At 57.1% G+C, this 15,735-nt stretch carries 11 protein-coding genes; 10 read left to right on the top strand and 1 reads right to left on the bottom strand.

Translation table 11 applies throughout. From position 1 onward, the window contains the following. The first annotated feature begins 43 nt into the window (after positions 1-43). From K8R57_04865 to K8R57_04820, 10 genes are all read left to right on the top strand, one after another. The gene (locus K8R57_04865) at positions 44-1,318 is read left to right on the top strand and encodes an adenylosuccinate synthase (protein ID MCE9587626.1); all 1,275 of its coding nucleotides are present in this window, start codon (positions 44-46) and stop codon (positions 1,316-1,318) included. A 34-nt stretch (positions 1,319-1,352) separates the two neighbouring features. Then, on the top strand, positions 1,353-2,105 hold the full coding sequence (locus K8R57_04860) for an isoprenyl transferase (GenBank protein ID MCE9587625.1): 753 nt from the start codon (positions 1,353-1,355) through the stop codon (positions 2,103-2,105). Further along, complete coding sequence (locus K8R57_04855; GenBank protein ID MCE9587624.1) at positions 2,102-3,595, top strand: sigma-54 dependent transcriptional regulator; 1,494 nt, start codon at positions 2,102-2,104, stop codon at positions 3,593-3,595. The genes K8R57_04860 and K8R57_04855 overlap by 4 nt, the downstream gene beginning before the upstream one ends. 18 nt (positions 3,596-3,613) lie before the next feature. Next, positions 3,614-4,465: an aminotransferase class IV gene (locus K8R57_04850; GenBank protein ID MCE9587623.1), complete on the top strand. Its 852-nt coding sequence runs from the start codon at positions 3,614-3,616 to the stop codon at positions 4,463-4,465. After that, positions 4,443-7,772, top strand: a complete 3,330-nt coding sequence (gene mfd / locus K8R57_04845; GenBank protein ID MCE9587622.1) for a transcription-repair coupling factor — start codon at positions 4,443-4,445, stop codon at positions 7,770-7,772. The genes K8R57_04850 and mfd overlap by 23 nt, the downstream gene beginning before the upstream one ends. Before the next feature lie 42 nt (positions 7,773-7,814). Next, positions 7,815-8,813 carry a peptidyl-prolyl cis-trans isomerase gene (locus tag K8R57_04840; GenBank protein MCE9587621.1) on the top strand — a complete coding sequence of 333 codons (999 nt, stop codon included), beginning with the start codon at positions 7,815-7,817 and terminating at the stop codon, positions 8,811-8,813. A 69-nt stretch (positions 8,814-8,882) separates the two neighbouring features. Continuing rightward, a complete protein-coding gene (pdxA, locus tag K8R57_04835) occupies positions 8,883-9,767 on the top strand; it encodes a 4-hydroxythreonine-4-phosphate dehydrogenase PdxA (GenBank protein ID MCE9587620.1) in 885 nt (294 codons plus the stop codon). Between the two features lie 439 nt (positions 9,768-10,206). Continuing rightward, positions 10,207-11,730, top strand: a complete 1,524-nt coding sequence (lysS, locus tag K8R57_04830) for a lysine--tRNA ligase (protein MCE9587619.1) — start codon at positions 10,207-10,209, stop codon at positions 11,728-11,730. Between the two features lie 146 nt (positions 11,731-11,876). Further along, positions 11,877-13,130 (top strand): MFS transporter, encoded by a 1,254-nt coding sequence (locus K8R57_04825; protein ID MCE9587618.1) that lies wholly within the window; start codon positions 11,877-11,879, stop codon positions 13,128-13,130. Between the two features lie 104 nt (positions 13,131-13,234). Then, positions 13,235-14,542, top strand: a complete 1,308-nt coding sequence (locus K8R57_04820; protein ID MCE9587617.1) for an FtsX-like permease family protein — start codon at positions 13,235-13,237, stop codon at positions 14,540-14,542. Positions 14,543-14,773: 231 nt separating this feature from the next. On the opposite strand, the gene K8R57_04815 is transcribed toward K8R57_04820, so the two are convergent. Continuing rightward, a complete protein-coding gene (locus K8R57_04815) occupies positions 14,774-15,334 on the bottom strand; it encodes a hypothetical protein (GenBank protein ID MCE9587616.1) in 561 nt (186 codons plus the stop codon). Positions 15,335-15,735 lie beyond the last annotated feature (401 nt).

The following is a 15,735-nucleotide window of genomic DNA, read 5'->3' as shown; positions in this document are numbered from 1 at the left end:
ACCACTTGTCCGGACTCTGATCCGGTTTTTTAGCTTCAATACCATGTCAAACACCATTCTTGTAGGCTCCCAGTGGGGAGATGAGGGCAAAGGAAAAATCATCGATGTCCTGACCGGCGACATGGATATCGTGGTTCGTAGCCAGGGAGGGAATAACGCCGGCCACACGATCGTCGACGGTGACAAAAAGTATGTCCTCCACCTGATTCCCTCCGGAATCCTGCGCAAGGGAAAGATCTGCGTGATCGGCAACGGCGTCGTGATCGATCCGGTCGCCCTGGTGGTTGAGATCAAGGGACTCCAGGAACGGGGAATCAAGGTCGGCAAGAATTTGCTCATCAGTGACAGCGCCCATCTTGTGATGCCCTATCACAGGTCCATCGACGAACGCCGGGAAGCCCTCAAGGGTAAGAACAAGATCGGCACTACCAAGAGGGGGATCGGTCCCGCCTACGGTGACAAGGCTGCCCGCACAGGCCTACGCATGGCCGATCTAATCCGTCCCGAAGTCTTCAAACAGAAACTTGCTCAACGCATCAAGGAGAACAATGCCGTGATCAAGAGCTTGGGAGGCAAGCCGATCAATGGTGCCAAGGTGCTGGCCGAGTACACAGCCGCCGCCAAGATCCTGAAGCCCTTTATCACGAACACCGTCACCTATCTCCACAAGGCGATGGATGCGAAGAAGGAAATCCTGTTCGAGGGAGCCCAGGGGACCTTCCTGGATATCGACCATGGCACCTACCCCTTCGTCACCAGTTCCAACACCACCTCCGGCGGTGCCTGCACCGGATCTGGCATCGCCCCGAACCGCATCGATAGCGTGATCGGAGTGGTTAAAGCCTACACCACACGCGTGGGTGAGGGGCCGCTTCCCACGGAAGAAGACGCCATTGGTGATATGCTCCACGGGATGGGTAGGGAGTTCGGCGCCACTACGGGACGTGCTCGACGCTGCGGATGGTTTGATGCCGTGGCCACGCGCTACGCGACGATGGTGAACGGAGTCGATCAACTGGCGATCACCAACCTTGACGGCCTGGACAATGTGCCGAAGATCCTGATCTGCACCGGCTACCGGATTGATAACAAGGGCCCTGTGCTCGACACTCCGCCCACCGACGCGGGTGAGCTTGCCCGCTGCCGTCCTGTCTACATAACCATGCCCGGCTGGCTCACACCCACGGATTCCATTCGCAAGTACAAAGATCTTCCATCCAAGGCCCGCCGTTACGCGGAGACCCTAGCCAAGCTGAGCGGAGCCAAGCTTTTCATCGTCAGCGTCGGTCCCGGTCGTGCACAGACCATCCAACTTTAAGGAACCGCTCCGACCCGGATTCCTTGCTGTGAGTATCGTCTCCCCATCCAAGGTGCCGCGTCACACCGCCATCATCATGGATGGCAACGGACGGTGGGCTAAGGAAAGGGGATGGCCCCGCCTCAAGGGGCACGAGCAGGGGGCCCTCAATGTCGAAACGATCTGCGAGGCCTGCATTCACGAAGGGGTGGAGTACCTGACGCTCTATGCTTTTTCAACGGAGAACTGGAAGCGTCCAGCCCTCGAGGTGGCCGGACTGATGCTGCTGCTTGAGCGCTTCCTTTCGGAAAAGGTGGCCATGATGAACAAGAACGGGGTGCGTCTGGCCGCCATTGGTAGGATCGCCGATCTGCCGGAAGCCGCCCGGAAGCGACTGGAACGGGCCATTGAGGAGACGGCTCACAATACTCGCCTCACCCTGACCCTAGCTCTGAACTATGGCGGCCGTGACGAGATCCTGGATGCTGTGCGCGCTATCGCCGCAGAAGTGGTAGAGGGCAAGCTTAAGCCGGGCCAGATCACCACGGAAACACTTTCCAGTCATCTCTACACCCGGGCGATGCCCGATCCCGATCTTCTGATCAGGACCTCGGGGGAAATGAGGATCTCCAATTTCCTTTTATGGCAGCTCAGCTACACGGAGATTCATGTTACCAGCAAGCTTTGGCCCGATTTTGGAGCCGAGGATCTCCATGCGGCCATCGTGGACTATGGCTCCCGGGAACGGCGTTTCGGTTCCTCGGTTGAGAACGCCGCCAACACAGCGAACGCCGCCGAAAAGCGATGAGTAGTACACCGATCGATCAAACAGTGCTGGTCGTCGATAGCGAGACGGACTTCCTCGACTGGGCGCGCCAGCAACTGAAGGCCTCGGGAGTCCGCGTGATCACGGAGACGAATTCCGCAAATGCATTCAAGATCTTCTGTCTCGAGAAGCCCGATCTGGTGATCGCGGAGATGCACCTGCGGCCAGGCGGAGGACTGGACCTGCTTGCCAAGATCCGGGCCGAATCCCCGAATGCCATGGTGATCATCATGAGTGCCTACGGCACGACCCAGGCGGTGATCGAGTCGATGAAACTCGGAGCCTTTGATTTCCTGCGCAAGGAGTCTCTCCCCTTCACCATGAAAGTCGTGGTCGACACGGCCCTGAAGGCTGCCGCGGAGCTTCGCTCGGCTGCACCTGTCAAACCGGCGCTCACCGTTGAGCAGTACCACGACGATATTGTCGGCCAGTCCGAGGCAATGCAGTCCGTCTTTAAAATGGTGGGTCGCGTGGCCATGAGTGATGCTCCCGTCCTGGTCACCGGCGAGAGCGGCTGTGGCAAGGAGCTCGTCGCACGCGCCATTCACAATTACAGCGAGAGAAACAAGAAGCCCCTCATCGCGATTAACTGCGCCGCCATTCCTGAGAACCTGCTGGAAAGCGAACTCTTCGGTCATGAGAAGGGTTCCTTCACCGGCGCCGCTACCCAGCGTATAGGACGCTTCGAGCAGGGCAACGGCGGCACTCTCTTCCTGGACGAGATCGGCGAAATGCCCCTGGCTGTGCAGAGCAAGCTCCTTCGCGTCCTCCAGGAGGGGGAGTTTTCGAGGGTCGGAGGCAATGCCACTCTCAAGTCGAACGTCCGGATTGTCGCCGCTACAAACAGGAATCTGGAGGAAGCCATCGCCAAGAAGGAATTCCGCGAGGATCTCTATTATCGTCTCAATGTCGTCGGTATCCATTTGCCTCCCCTCCGCGCCCGTTCAGAGGACATACCTCTGCTGGCTGAGTATTTTCTCTCCCGCATCGCGCAGAAGCAGCACCGCCCACTTCTCCAACTCTCCGGGGAGTCAATCAAGGTCATGCAGGCCTATCCCTGGCCAGGTAATGTCCGCGAGTTGCAGAACACCCTGCAGCGTGCCTGCGTACTGGCGACAAGTGATGTGCTTTTGCCGAAGGATCTGCCCCTTGGCCAAGTGACAAATAGTGCCGAAATCGTCGATCTATCTGCCGCTCCAGAAACCCAAGGAACCGCTCTCACCGAACTGACAGCCCTTACCGAACTGACAGTCGAGGAGGCGGCCCGCTCACTCTTTGAGGCGCTGACCCGTGAGAATGGAGACCGGGAACTGCTTCCCTGGATTGAAGAGGATTTCACCCGCAGGGCGATGGAGTTGAGTAACAACAATCAGGTTAAGTCTTCCAAGCTTCTCGGCATCACCCGGGCGACCCTCCGCAAGCGTCTCGAGAGACTGGGAATACGGGGCGCCTCGTCATTGGGCGAGCAATGATCCTGACGTGATCCGGTAATGAGGAAGAAGCCCGTTCCGGATTTCCGATCCTGGCATTGGAATGGACAATCGATCCTCCCGCATGCGGGTGGCGTGCCACTAAATGACCGCGGGTTCCGTTACGGGCAGCATCTCTTTGAAAGCATTGCGATCCGAAACAACAAAGCCCTTCTGCTTAGCGAGCACCTTGAGCTTCTAGCCGATGCCTCCAAGCGAAATGGCTTCCCATTCACACGAACCCTCTCTTCTGCTCTGCGGCGCTTTGTTGAAAGCGTCTCTCTTTCTGACGGCATGCTACGGATTTATCTAACAGCAGGTGAGGGGGCTCCTGCCGCTCCGATCCGTACAGCCGGATGCTACCTTACCTGGGAGCCGGTACATTTTCCGACCGATGCGCAACTCGAGAAGGGAATCCGGCTCACTGTTTTGACCAAGCCCTTTCTCGGCGATGCCTGGGGGGAGAAGTCTGGAAACTACGCGGCGCATCTGAAAGCGCTTGCTGACGCCCTAACCAAGGGAGGTGACGAGGGGATTGTTCTCGATGCCAAGGGACGTGCTCTCTCTTGCGCTATGGGCAACCTGCTGGTCTGGATGCGTGCAAAGCAAGGGATCGTCCTGTGCACACCTCCCGTCTCGCGCGGTGCTCGCTCCGGGTCGGTGCTTGGCTGGGTGAAGAAGAGTGTCCCGGTGATGGAGCGGGATTTCCGTCCTGCCGATCTGAGGAAGGCACTCGCTATGGCTGTCACGAATTCCCGCCTCGGTGTGATGCCTATTGCCTCGCTGAATGGGATGTCTCTTCGCGATCCCACTCTCTCCCGGACTCTCTCTCACTCCTATCTGGAATATCATGGCCTACTCCGGCGCTCATAACGATTTACTGGATGCCGTGGGATCGCACCCGCGTCTGCACGCACTCCTCGCCGGTGTAACTGCCCGCGCAGGCTCCGGTGTCATGGAGCTCCTGGATGTCTCCGAACAGGCCTGGCCTTTTCTGGCTGCTGTGGCAGCACGCAGGATGGCTGATGGATCACGCATTTGGTTTGTCTGTCGTGATGTGCGTTCCCAAGAAGAATTCGCCTCGGAGCTTTCGGTCTGGATCAATCAGGCAACCCTTTTTCCAGACCTGGAAGTGCCAGCAGCCGGCCTTGGCCTTCCCGATCCGGAAACGGCATCGGAAAGAATATCCCTTCTTGGCCGGTTGGCAGGTGGCGAGGTCTTGGCTCCCGTCATCAATGTCTCCCAATGGGAGGAGCTGGTTCCCTCGGTCACTGATCTTACAGGCAGCCTGCTTTCCCTTCCTAAGGGGTGGAAAGGATCACCCGGAAGCGTGATTCTCCCTCTGGAGGATGCCGGTTACGAGAGGTCAGCCCAAGTCACGAGGCGCGGTGAATTTTCCCTGAGGGGTGGGATTCTGGATCTTTTTTCGTGGCAGCAGTCGATGCCTTGCCGACTCGAGTTTGACGAGGATGGAATCGTCTCGATCCGGGAGTTTGATCTCGATACGCAGACCTCGGTGGGGGAGATCGATGAATGTCATATCCAGCTTGGTGACACAGATCGTCCGAGTGTCAGGCTGGCTGATTATCTCAAGTCCGACGATCTGGTCGTGGAGATCGGATGGGAAGTGACAGAGGACGTGGGAGAGGGAGTGGGAAAAAAAGAAGGGGATAGTTCCACCGATCAGTTCATACCGCCGACGAAGCGCCTGCTCATCTCTTCCGCCCCAACGCTGGAGTCTTTGGATGAAGGAGAAGAACGCGAAGTAACAGGCGAACTGACAGCGTTTGATCCGATTCCCTTTGCCTCCTTTGGTGCCGGTGATTTCGTGATCGATGAGGCACGTAGGCAGGAATTTTTCCGGCAGCTGGCTTCCTGGAGGAAAGAAGGTTGGCGCATCCTTCTCCTGAGTGCCACGGAAGGCGAAGCGGAGCGCTTCCGGGAACTCGCCTCGACATTACCCGATTTCTCCTCGGGAAAGAATCTCCCGGAAATGCGGATCGGGGCGATCTCTCGCGGTTTCTGTTTTCCTGCGGGTAAGTTGGCGGTGCTTGCCGATGCCGAGCTCTTCGGGAGATCGGCCAGCCAGCGACTCCGACGGCTTCACCTTCGCCGGGAGAAGCAACGGGCCTCCCGATCCGCGATCGATTTTACAGAATTTGAGGAGGGTCAGCTTGTCGTCCATACGGAGCATGGCATCGGGCGCTATCTCGGCTTGCAGAGTCTCCCCGCCGCCGACGGCACGGAGGGGGAGGTGTTGGCACTGGAATTTGCGAATGATTCGCGTCTCTTTGTCCCGATCGACCAGGCTTGGCAGGTCTCGCGCTATGTCGGTGTGGGAAAGCAGTCCCCACATCTCTCGTCGCTCGGTGACGACAAGTGGTCGAAAGCGAGGAAGGCCGCGGAAAAATCGGTTTTTCTCTATGCAGGGCGTCTCCTGAAACTCCAGGCCGAGAGGGAAACAGGACAGGGGCACGCCTATGGGCCCGACACGCCATGGCAGCGGGAGCTGGAGATGAGCTTCCCTTATAAGGAAACTGCGGATCAGCTCCGTTCCATTTCAGAGATCAAGCAGGACATGGAATCCCGGCGACCGATGGATCGTCTCCTCTGCGGGGATGTCGGTTTCGGAAAGACCGAGGTGGCTCTGCGCGCAGCTTTTAAGGCCTTGATGGGGGGAAAGCAGGTCGTCTTCCTGGCGCCGACCACGGTCCTGGCCCAGCAGCATCTGAGGACCCTTCGGGAGCGGATGAGCGAATATCCGGTGAAGATCGAGCTGCTGAGCCGTTACCGCACGGCCGCAGAGCAGCGCGAGGTGGTCAAGGGACTCGCGGACGGGTCGGTCGATCTGGTCGTGGGAACGCACAGACTGCTTTCTCCCGATGTCATCTTTAAGGACATCGGCATGGTGATCGTGGACGAAGAACAGCGCTTCGGCGTGAAGCACAAGGAGGCTCTGAAAGAGCGCTTCCGCCTGATCGATGTGCTGACTCTCTCGGCGACACCGATTCCCAGAACTCTCTATCTTTCCCTGATGGGGGCGCGCGACATGTCCGTGATCGAGACGCCGCCGCCCGACCGTCAGCCGGTGGAGACTGTCATCTGTGCCTATGATGAGCGTGTGATCCGGGATGCGATCCAGCGGGAACGCGCTCGGGGTGGGCAGGTCTACCTGCTGCATAACCGGATCGGCTCGATCGAGAAGGTCGCGGCGCGGATTTGTGAACTCTGTCCCGGAGCGCGTGTGCTTGTCGGTCACGGGCAGATGGAGGAGGGGGAGCTGGAGGGAGTGATGAAGAGCTTCGTGGAAGGGGAGGCCGATGTTCTGGTTTCCACAACGATCATCGAAAGCGGTCTTGATATCCCCAACGCCAACACGATCATCATCGACCGCGCCGACCGCTTCGGACTCGCCGATCTCTACCAGCTCCGGGGGCGTGTCGGCCGTGGTCGTCAGAAGGCCTATGCCTATCTGATGCTTCCACGCGACATGATGATGGTTGGGGAGGCTCGCCGCCGGGTGCAGGCGATCCGTCAATACTCGCAGCTCGGCGCAGGTTTTCGGATTGCCATGCGCGATCTCGAGATCCGGGGCGCGGGCAACCTGCTCGGGACAGCCCAGAGCGGTCAGATCGCCGCCGTCGGTTTCGACCTGTACTGCCGGATGCTTCGTCAGGCCGTTGCCCGGATGAAGGGTGAGTCCTCGGGGTCCGGCGAACTGGACCCGGGGAACCAGTCGCTTTTGAGGCTCGATTTTGTGGCGATAACTCCCGAGGAACTCTCCCAGTCAGTTCGCAAATCAGAGAGTAAGGTGAAAATCAGCCGTTGCGGGGCTTTCATTCCCACCACATACCTTCCCGAGTCGAAACTCCGGATCGAGGCCCACAGATCCCTTGCGGCGGCTTCGGATGTCGCGGCGCTCGAGACGATTGCCACCGCCTGGCGCGACAGGTTCGGCCCGCTGCCCCAGGAGATCAGTCATCTTTTCGTTACCGAAAGAATCCGTCGGGCGGCTGCGGCCAAGGGAATTACCAAAGTGGAGACACGGGGAGAGCGGTTGATGCTGACTCGACGCGGTGACTTCCTGCTCATGGGTCATCGGTTTCCACGCTTGACGGCCTCCAAGCCCGCTTCCAAGCTTTCCGAGATTTTGCGCTTTCTGGAGGCGTTGAAGGTATAGAAACAGTTTTGTTCCTGTGTTCCTTCTCTGACTCTCTTCATCATGATCTCTATTAGATTTTCACCATTTTTTCTCTCTGTCGCCGCTTTGGCCTTACTGGCTGCTGTTGCGACACTTCCCGCTGCCGAGGAAGTGATCAACGGGATCGCCGCCATTGTGAACGGGGATGTCGTCACCTTTTCCCAAGTCCGTGAACTGGTGGCCTCCCAGGAGAAATCAGCCTCGGAGATTTATCGTGGAGAGGAGCTGCAAGCTAAGATCAAGGTGATGCGCGAGCATGCAGTCAGAGATCTCATCGACCGGGATCTCATCCTTCAGGAGTTCAGGAAGAAGGAGTTCAACATCCCCTCCTACATCGTTGACGACAGCATCCATCGTATTATCCGCCAGGAATTCGGAGGGGACCGCACGGCTTTTGTCAAAACGCTTCAGGCTCAGGGCTACACCATGGCGCGTTTCCGCGATAACGAGAAAGACAAGATCACCGTTCAGGCCATGCGTCAGTCCAAGACCAGCGAGAACGTCATCGTCTCCCCGGTGAAGATCAGGGAATTTTACGAGCAGCACCGCGTCTCCTATTCCACCCCGGCACAGGTCAAGCTGCGCATGATCGTGCTCAAGGAGGGTGCCTCTTCGGGAAGCAGCGACGCTTCCTCCTCCCCCATCAGCAAGAAGCAGATGGCAGCAGAAATCAGGGAAAAGCTAACCGGAGGCGCCGAGTTTGATCGTCTGGCCCAGATGTATTCGGAGGATTCGACCAATGAATCGGGCGGCGACTGGGGATGGGTCGAGCGCAAGACGCTCAATGAGGATCTGGCGAAGGTTGCCTTCTCCCTAAAGACCTCGGAGATCAGCCCCGTGCTTCCCCTCGATAATGCGTACTACATCCTGATGGTTGAGGCCGTAAAGCCAGCCGTCACGAAGCCCCTTTCCGAAGTTCAGCAGGAGATCGTTCAGAAACTCATCCAGGAAGAAAAACTGAAGACCCAGGAGCGTTGGCTCAAGGAGCTTCGCGCAAAGGCCTACATCAAGATCCTTTAAGATCCTCCAAGATACTAAAGGGAAAAACGCTGATTAAGAGGCCCCACTCCTCGAGATAAAATTCCAGCAATGAAGGAAGCAGTGATCGGACTTGTTGCGGGTGATCCGGCCGGTATCGGTCCCGAGTTGCTGGCCGCTGCTCTGGCATTTTTCCTTGCTCAGCCCCTGCCCGGAGTGCGTCTCGAAGTTATCGGGGATCCTTCGCCCCTGGATACCGGCCATCCTTCCCCAACGGGATCTCTGTGCGCCATCGCGAGCTTGGAGGAGGCTGCTAGGCGTGCTCTCTCGGGTGAACTTGCCGCCGTGGTCACCGGACCGGTCAGTAAAAAACATCTTCATCAGGCCGGTTTCGAATTTCCTGGGCAGACGGAGTTCTTTGCCACGCGCGCCCAGGTCTCGAACTTTGCCATGCTGCTGACAGGAGGCCCGCTCACCGTGGCCTTGGTTACGGCTCATGTGCCCTTGAAGGATGTGGCCAATCTGCTCAGCACTACGGAGATCGTCCGGGTGGGAGGGTTGCTCGCGGGATTCCTGAAGCAACGGGGAATCATAGCGCCACGCATCGCTGTTGCTGGCCTCAATCCTCATGCCGGCGAGCAGGGGGATCTCGGCGACGAGGAGCAGCGTCTTATCGAACCCGCCATACCTCTCCTTGCTGCCGCGAATCCGGACAGTGCCTTTGCCGGTCCTTTCAGTCCCGATACCGTCTTCTGGTGTGCTGCCAATGGGGAGTTTGACGGAGTGCTCTGCATGTACCATGACCAGGGCTTGATCCCCCTGAAGTTGCTCGGCTTTCATGACGGGGTGAATGTCACTCTGGGTCTGCCCTTTGTCAGAACTAGCCCTGACCACGGAACGGCCTATGAGCTTGCTGGAACTGGAAAGGCCAGTCCCGAGAGCTTCCTCTCCGCCGTCCGCCTAGCCGCAGAGTTGGTGATAGGTGGTAAGAAATAAAATTCACAGGGATTAAGGGGATAAAAGGGATGGGTTGGCACTTCGCGATCGTCCTTAGGAACTTTCCTGTGTTGGTGATAATCCCCTTCATCTCATTCATCCCTGTGAGTCTTTCCTCCGTTTTTGATTGATCGGGAGGCCCTCTCCGTTTGCTCTTTAGAGACTGTCTAAATAGTCCCCGCGAGGCGAGTTGCTGGGAATTCTGGAACTGAGGCAAGGAGATGGGGAGGGAGTGTATGAAGATCATACACGACCGACTCATCGACACCGCATCAGACCGGAAGAACCGCAACCCGTAAAGGGCAGAGGGTCTTGGGGGCGTGAGCTTTGTCGTTCGCTTGTCGCGTATCGCGGAGGATATGCTCCTCGCTCTCTTCGTGCCCACGTCCCCAACTCCTCTCTGCTCGCCAGGCGCGGACTTTTCAGACAATCTCTTAAAGTGGAACAACCTACTCCGTCATCCTCTCCCTCATCACCAGCATCACCATTAAGCGAGCTTGTTGCCGTCCGTCGGCAGAAACTTCAGGCCATCCGGGATCTCGGAATTGATCCCTTCGGAGGAGTCTTTGAGACCACCGGAACGGTCGCCGAGGTGAGGGATGGATTTGAGGAAGGACGCTCCGTTTCTCTCGCGGGACGCATCACAGCATATCGTGACATGGGGAAGAGCCGTTTTCTCGATCTCTCGGACATGGGGGGAAGAATGCAGGTCTATGTGAATGCCAAGGAAGTCGACGAGACCTCTCTGGCCGTCTCTGCCCAGCTCGATATCGGTGACTTTATAGGCGTGGAAGGTGAGTGCTTCACTACCCGGACGGGCGAGTCGAGCATCAAGGTCCAGAGCCTGAAGATTCTCTCCAAGTCTCTCCGTCCACTTCCGGATAAATGGCATGGAGTTCAGGATCCCGAGACGCGCTACCGCCAGCGCTATCTGGATCTGATAGCCAATCCCTCTTCGCGTGCGATATTCCTTCAGCGCTCGGCCATCGTCCGCGAGATCCGCCGTTTCCTGGATGAGCGGGGCTTCCTCGAGGTGGAGACCCCGATGATGCAGGCAGTGCCGGGGGGAGCTGCGGCAGAGCCCTTCAAGACCCATCATAACGCGCTCGGCATGGATTTCTTCCTGCGCATTGCGCCGGAGCTCTACCTGAAGCGTCTTCTGGTCGCGGGTTTCCCGAAAGTCTTCGAGCTCAATCGGAGCTTCCGCAACGAGGGAATCTCACGGCGTCACAATCCCGAGTTCACGATGCTCGAGGCCTACTGGGCGTACGCTGACTTTCAGCTCATGTCGGTGATGGTGGAGGAGTTGGTCTGTCATCTGGCGGTCATGCTTGGTAACAAGGATCATCAAGTTCATCACCGCGATGGGGAGGGGAATGTCACCAAGACCATCAATCTTTCACGACCCTGGAAACGTGCTTCCTACCATGATCTGATCGAGGAAGCCGTTCCCGGATGGTTCGCCCTAGACAAGGCTGGGAAGATCGCGCGGTGCGCCGAACTGAAACTGAATATCTCGCACTGTCCCGAGGAGTTCGAGATGACCCAGCATGTCTTTGAGAAGCTCGTCGAGGAAAAGACGATCGATCCCTGCTTCGTCACCCATGTTCCGAAGGAACTGGTGCCCCTTGCTCGTCTCAATGACGCCGACACCTCGAAGGTCGATGTCTACGAACTGATCATCAACGGCCAGGAAATCTCGCCGGGCTATTCCGAACTCAATGATCCCGACCTCCAGCGCGAGCGCCTGGAGCATCAGGCAGGCGAGGAGCAGCAGAAGATCGACACCGAGTTCCTGGAGGCCCTCGAGTATGGTATGCCTCCGGCCGGGGGGATCGGCATCGGCATCGACCGTCTGGTGATGCTCCTCACGGGTGCGGAGTCGATTCGCGAGGTCATCCTGTTTCCCCATCTGAAGCAACGTCCCCAAGCTGCTGCTCAGGATGTGGGCTCCAAGGCGTGACAAGTCAGAACGACGACAACTCAGGTGGAGTTGAAAGTGAAGCGGGCTACCGAGGTCCCCTGAGCCTTTTTCCCGTTCCGTACACGCACAGGGTTTTCAACTTTCACTGGTTCAGTTTTTACAACGCGGTCTGTTTCCAGATCATTATGGGAGCGCCTATTGTGCTGCTGGCCAAGGATCTGGGGGCCAATTCCATAACGCTCGGCATCATCGCCTCCTTCACACCGTTGATGACGATGCTGCAGCTTCCTGCGGCTCGACATCTGGGTAAATACAGCTACCGCTCCTTCGCCTTGATGGGTTGGGGCCTCCGCTCCATTTTCATTGCCATATCGGCGCTCGTTCCACTTCTTTTCTTTTTTCCCAATGATGTGAGCCTGAAGTTGCTGCTCGTTAGCCTCTTCTTTTTCAACCTGTTGAGGGGGATCTCATCGGCCGCTTTTCTCCCCTGGGTCACGAATCTCGTGAGTGCCCCGATCCGAGGGCGATTCATCTCCATCGACCACACCTTTATCAATGCTGGTTTCCTGATCGCGATGCTTGCCTCGGCGTTGCTCATGAAGGGACATATGGAGCCGTGGAAGTATTCGCTGGTGCTATGGGTTTCTGCGATCAGCGCTGGCATCAGCCTGTTCTATCTGCGCCTCATTCCAGACACAAAACATGAGGAGACGTCCGTCAGATCCTCGGAGAATGTGCCCCTTATCACGATGATGCGTCTGGCTCCATTTCGTAATTGGATTCTTTTCAGTCTCCTTTTTGTCTTTGTGGGAGGAGGGCTAGGTGTTTTTTCGGTGGAATATCTGAAAGTACAGGCCCATTTCTCCCCCTCTCTGATTTACGGGCTTTCTGCATTCACCTTTCTCGGGCCGATGCTGATCCTTCAGTGGATGGGTGTCCGTGTGGACCGCTTTGGGAGCATTCCCTTCATTCGGTTATCACTGCTCGGTTTTTCCATTGTGCTTGCATTCTGGTTTGCGATGTCCGCGGGGGTGATTTCGCCAAGTTGGTGGCTTGTGCTCTTCCTTAACATCCTTGGCGGAGTAGCGATGGCGTGCTTCCAAATGGCTAATGGTCACCTATGGATGGCCGTCGTGCCGGCGCAAGGAAAGAACCACTACTTTGCGATGTCGTCCGTCATCATTAGCTTTGGCGCAGGCATAGCACCTCTCCTCTGGGGGGTGCTGCTTGATTCGCTGGGCAGACTGGATGTCGTGGAGGGACCATTCCACCTCAGGAGGCACAGTATTTACTTCCTAGGGATTTTCCTTATCTGTGTAGCGGCCCTCATCACTAGCAAGATCTTGATTGAGCCCGACCGGCACCGAAAAGGAGAAGGTGAGGTGGGTAACGAAAATGACGGAGAGGAATGTGTCGTCGTAGCGCCGATCGCTGACTAGAGCGGCTTTGCTTCATCTCTAGACATTCATTCCTCGGCACTTCCCGATCAGTCCTTTTCACGTTTCACGTTTCACTTTTCACGTTTTCACTTTTTACTCTGCTGATGTCGTTAAGTCTGCCTGCCCCGCTTTTCCTCGCGGCGCGTTATCTGAAGCCGAAACGCACCTTCCTGGCGGTGATCACGCTGATCTCCGTGCTTGGGGTGACCCTAGGCATCACCGTGCTGATCCTGGTCATGTCTGTGATGACGGGATTCGAGAGGGAACTGCAGCGCAAGGTAATCGGGTTCGACGCCCATCTGCTGGTGACGAACAACGGACTGATCGATGGTTGGAAGAATCTCGTCGAAAGAGCTGAAAAGACCCCGGGCGTGGTTGCCGTCGCGCCGTTTGTTCAGGGGCCGGTGATCGTGGAGTTCAACCACCAGCGTCTAGCCCCTAAGATCCGGGGTATCGAGCCGTCGCTCGAACTCAAGGTGAGCGATCTCTCCAAGTTCATCATCTCCGGGAAGCTGGATCTTGGCGGCGACAGCACGGTGATTGGATCCGAGCTCGCTCGCACTCTTGGCGTCCATGTGGGTGATGTCCTCACCGTCTATTCCCCGGGGAATCTGGGCGAGGTCATCGAGCAGCTGGACAAACTCAAGCTTAAGGAGAAGGGATCCAAGAATACGAAGGGGGGTGACATCGACACGATTCGCCAGATGGTGCTGCCTACCCAGCTGACTGTCACCGGCATCTTCGAGAGCGGTCGCTACCTCTACGACAGTGAGTTCCTGCTTGTTCCACTTCACATCGGTCAGGAGCTCTACGGGTTGGGAGGATCGATCCACGGTCTTTCTATCCGGACAGTCGATGCTAACCGAGCGGCCGAGATCCGGGAGGAGCTTAGGAGGAACATTCCGGAGGAGCTCTCCTGCGTGACTTGGATGGATCTCAATAAGCAGCTCTTCGACGCCATCGCCATGGAGCGCCATGTCATGTTTTTCCTGCTGATGTTCATTATCCTTGTGGCCGCCTTCGGCATCATGAACACCCTTATCACCGTCACCGTGCAGAAGACCCGGGAGATCGGTGTTCTCAAGGCACTGGGAGCGCGCACCTGGCAGATCGTCTCCGTCTTCCTGGTCCAGGGAATGGTGGTCGGCTTGATAGGCGTGGCCAGCGGACTCGTGCTCGGCATGACACTGATTCGCTGGCGCAACGAGGTCAGCCAGTGGTTGGCCAACGTGCTGGGTGTGGAGATCTTTCCGCGCAGCGTCTACCAGTTCAACGAGATTCCCGCCGAGATTGTGCCGACAGATGTCGCGTTGATCTGTGTCAGCGCATTTGTGATCTGCTCACTGGCTGCCTTGATCCCGGCCTGGATCGCCTCCCGGATGGATCCGGTCAAGGCGCTCCGCTGCGAGTAAGGAAGTGGTGGGGAAGACAGATAATCTCGCGCAGAGGCGCTGAGACGCAGAGGAAAAGATAAAGGATTAGGTCCGGAGAAGATTGTTATCCCCACTCCCTTCAAATCGGATAATCACTTGCTCGATTCACAATGGGGACTGATGACTCCTTCCAAGGGAGATGTTTCTAAAGAAGCGTTGCCATTACTCTGCGCCTCAGCGCCTCCGCGGGAGACCTTTATTTTCCTGAGTTCAGCCCAATAGCCCTGATATCAGCAGGAGGATGCCGTAGGCCACTCCGGCCCAGCAGACAAGATCCCAGCGCCATTTCCGGGCACAGATCCAGCCGATCAGATCACGATGGAGATAGGGCATTCCGACCAGGAAGAGTCCGGCAAGTGCCCAGCCGTAAGCGAGCAGGGCTAGAGCGATCTTGGCAACGCCATGGTGAAGAAAGGTTGTCTCCAGAACTGGATGGGCCGCCAGCAGAAGTAGAAATCCGAGCGAGCGAGAGGAGAGAAAATCAGGAACGAATTTCCAGAGCAGGATACCTCCTCCGAGAACCCCCAGCATGAGGAAGTTTCTGATGGGGCTGAATTCACCCAGATCGGTCGTGGCCGTGAGGCCCAATGCCCAGAGAATCGCGATCCCCAGCAGGAGAGTTCCCCAGAAGCGGGAGCGGGGGAAGGCTTTCGCCTCTTTGATCAGGAAACCGGATGCCGCAATCCCGACAAGATGGGTTCCCGCAAGAGCCACCCCGAGCACGATGGCAAGGAGGGGGAGACTGATCGTGAAGGAGTTCTGCGTTTCCATGTGGGTGAAGATGATAAAGGACGACGGGAAAAGCGAGGTGAGAAAGGGATTAACCGCAAACGATCACAAAGGGCTTAAGGTGTTCATCAGTGTATTCACTGGTTGCAAAGCAGAGATTCTCCCGCAGCCGTAACGGAGGTGTCGTAAAAGCCTAGAAAGCAGTCGCAGAAGAATAGATTGAAGAAGTTCTCCCGCAGAGGCGCTGAGGCGCAGAGAGGAATTTATAGATGAATTACAGAGGTACATGGCACCGAATATCTTTGCCTCTTCGTCAAACGGCTTGGGAAGAGAGGTGAGGATGATAAGGGGAGAGATGTAATTTACCCATATGGAAGAGGATGGCGATTCGCCAGTTTTTTGGGTTACGGAAGCCCCTGGCGGAGCTTTTTATGACTTGGATT

It is taken from the genome of Verrucomicrobiota bacterium (genome assembly GCA_021413925.1).
Lineage (GTDB): Bacteria > Verrucomicrobiota > Verrucomicrobiia > Chthoniobacterales > UBA6821 > UBA6821.
The sequence above is the reverse complement of the archived record's forward strand: the minus strand, read 5'-3'. Positions and strand labels throughout refer to the sequence as shown.

What these genes read in the sequence shown, in the direction of transcription:
- K8R57_04865 (MCE9587626.1), top strand. Translation starts at nt 44, where the DNA reads ATGTCAAACACCATTCTTGTAGGCTCCCAGTGGGGAGATGAGGGCAAA.
- K8R57_04855 (MCE9587624.1), top strand. Translation starts at nt 2,102, where the DNA reads ATGAGTAGTACACCGATCGATCAAACAGTGCTGGTCGTCGATAGCGAG.
- K8R57_04850 (MCE9587623.1), top strand. Translation starts at nt 3,614, where the DNA reads ATGAGGAAGAAGCCCGTTCCGGATTTCCGATCCTGGCATTGGAATGGA.
- mfd (MCE9587622.1), top strand. Translation starts at nt 4,443, where the DNA reads ATGGCCTACTCCGGCGCTCATAACGATTTACTGGATGCCGTGGGATCG.
- K8R57_04840 (MCE9587621.1), top strand. Translation starts at nt 7,815, where the DNA reads ATGATCTCTATTAGATTTTCACCATTTTTTCTCTCTGTCGCCGCTTTG.
- pdxA (MCE9587620.1), top strand. Translation starts at nt 8,883, where the DNA reads ATGAAGGAAGCAGTGATCGGACTTGTTGCGGGTGATCCGGCCGGTATC.
- K8R57_04825 (MCE9587618.1), top strand. Translation starts at nt 11,877, where the DNA reads ATGGGAGCGCCTATTGTGCTGCTGGCCAAGGATCTGGGGGCCAATTCC.
- K8R57_04820 (MCE9587617.1), top strand. Translation starts at nt 13,235, where the DNA reads ATGTCGTTAAGTCTGCCTGCCCCGCTTTTCCTCGCGGCGCGTTATCTG.
- K8R57_04815 (MCE9587616.1), bottom strand. Translation starts at nt 15,334, where the DNA reads ATGGAAACGCAGAACTCCTTCACGATCAGTCTCCCCCTCCTTGCCATC.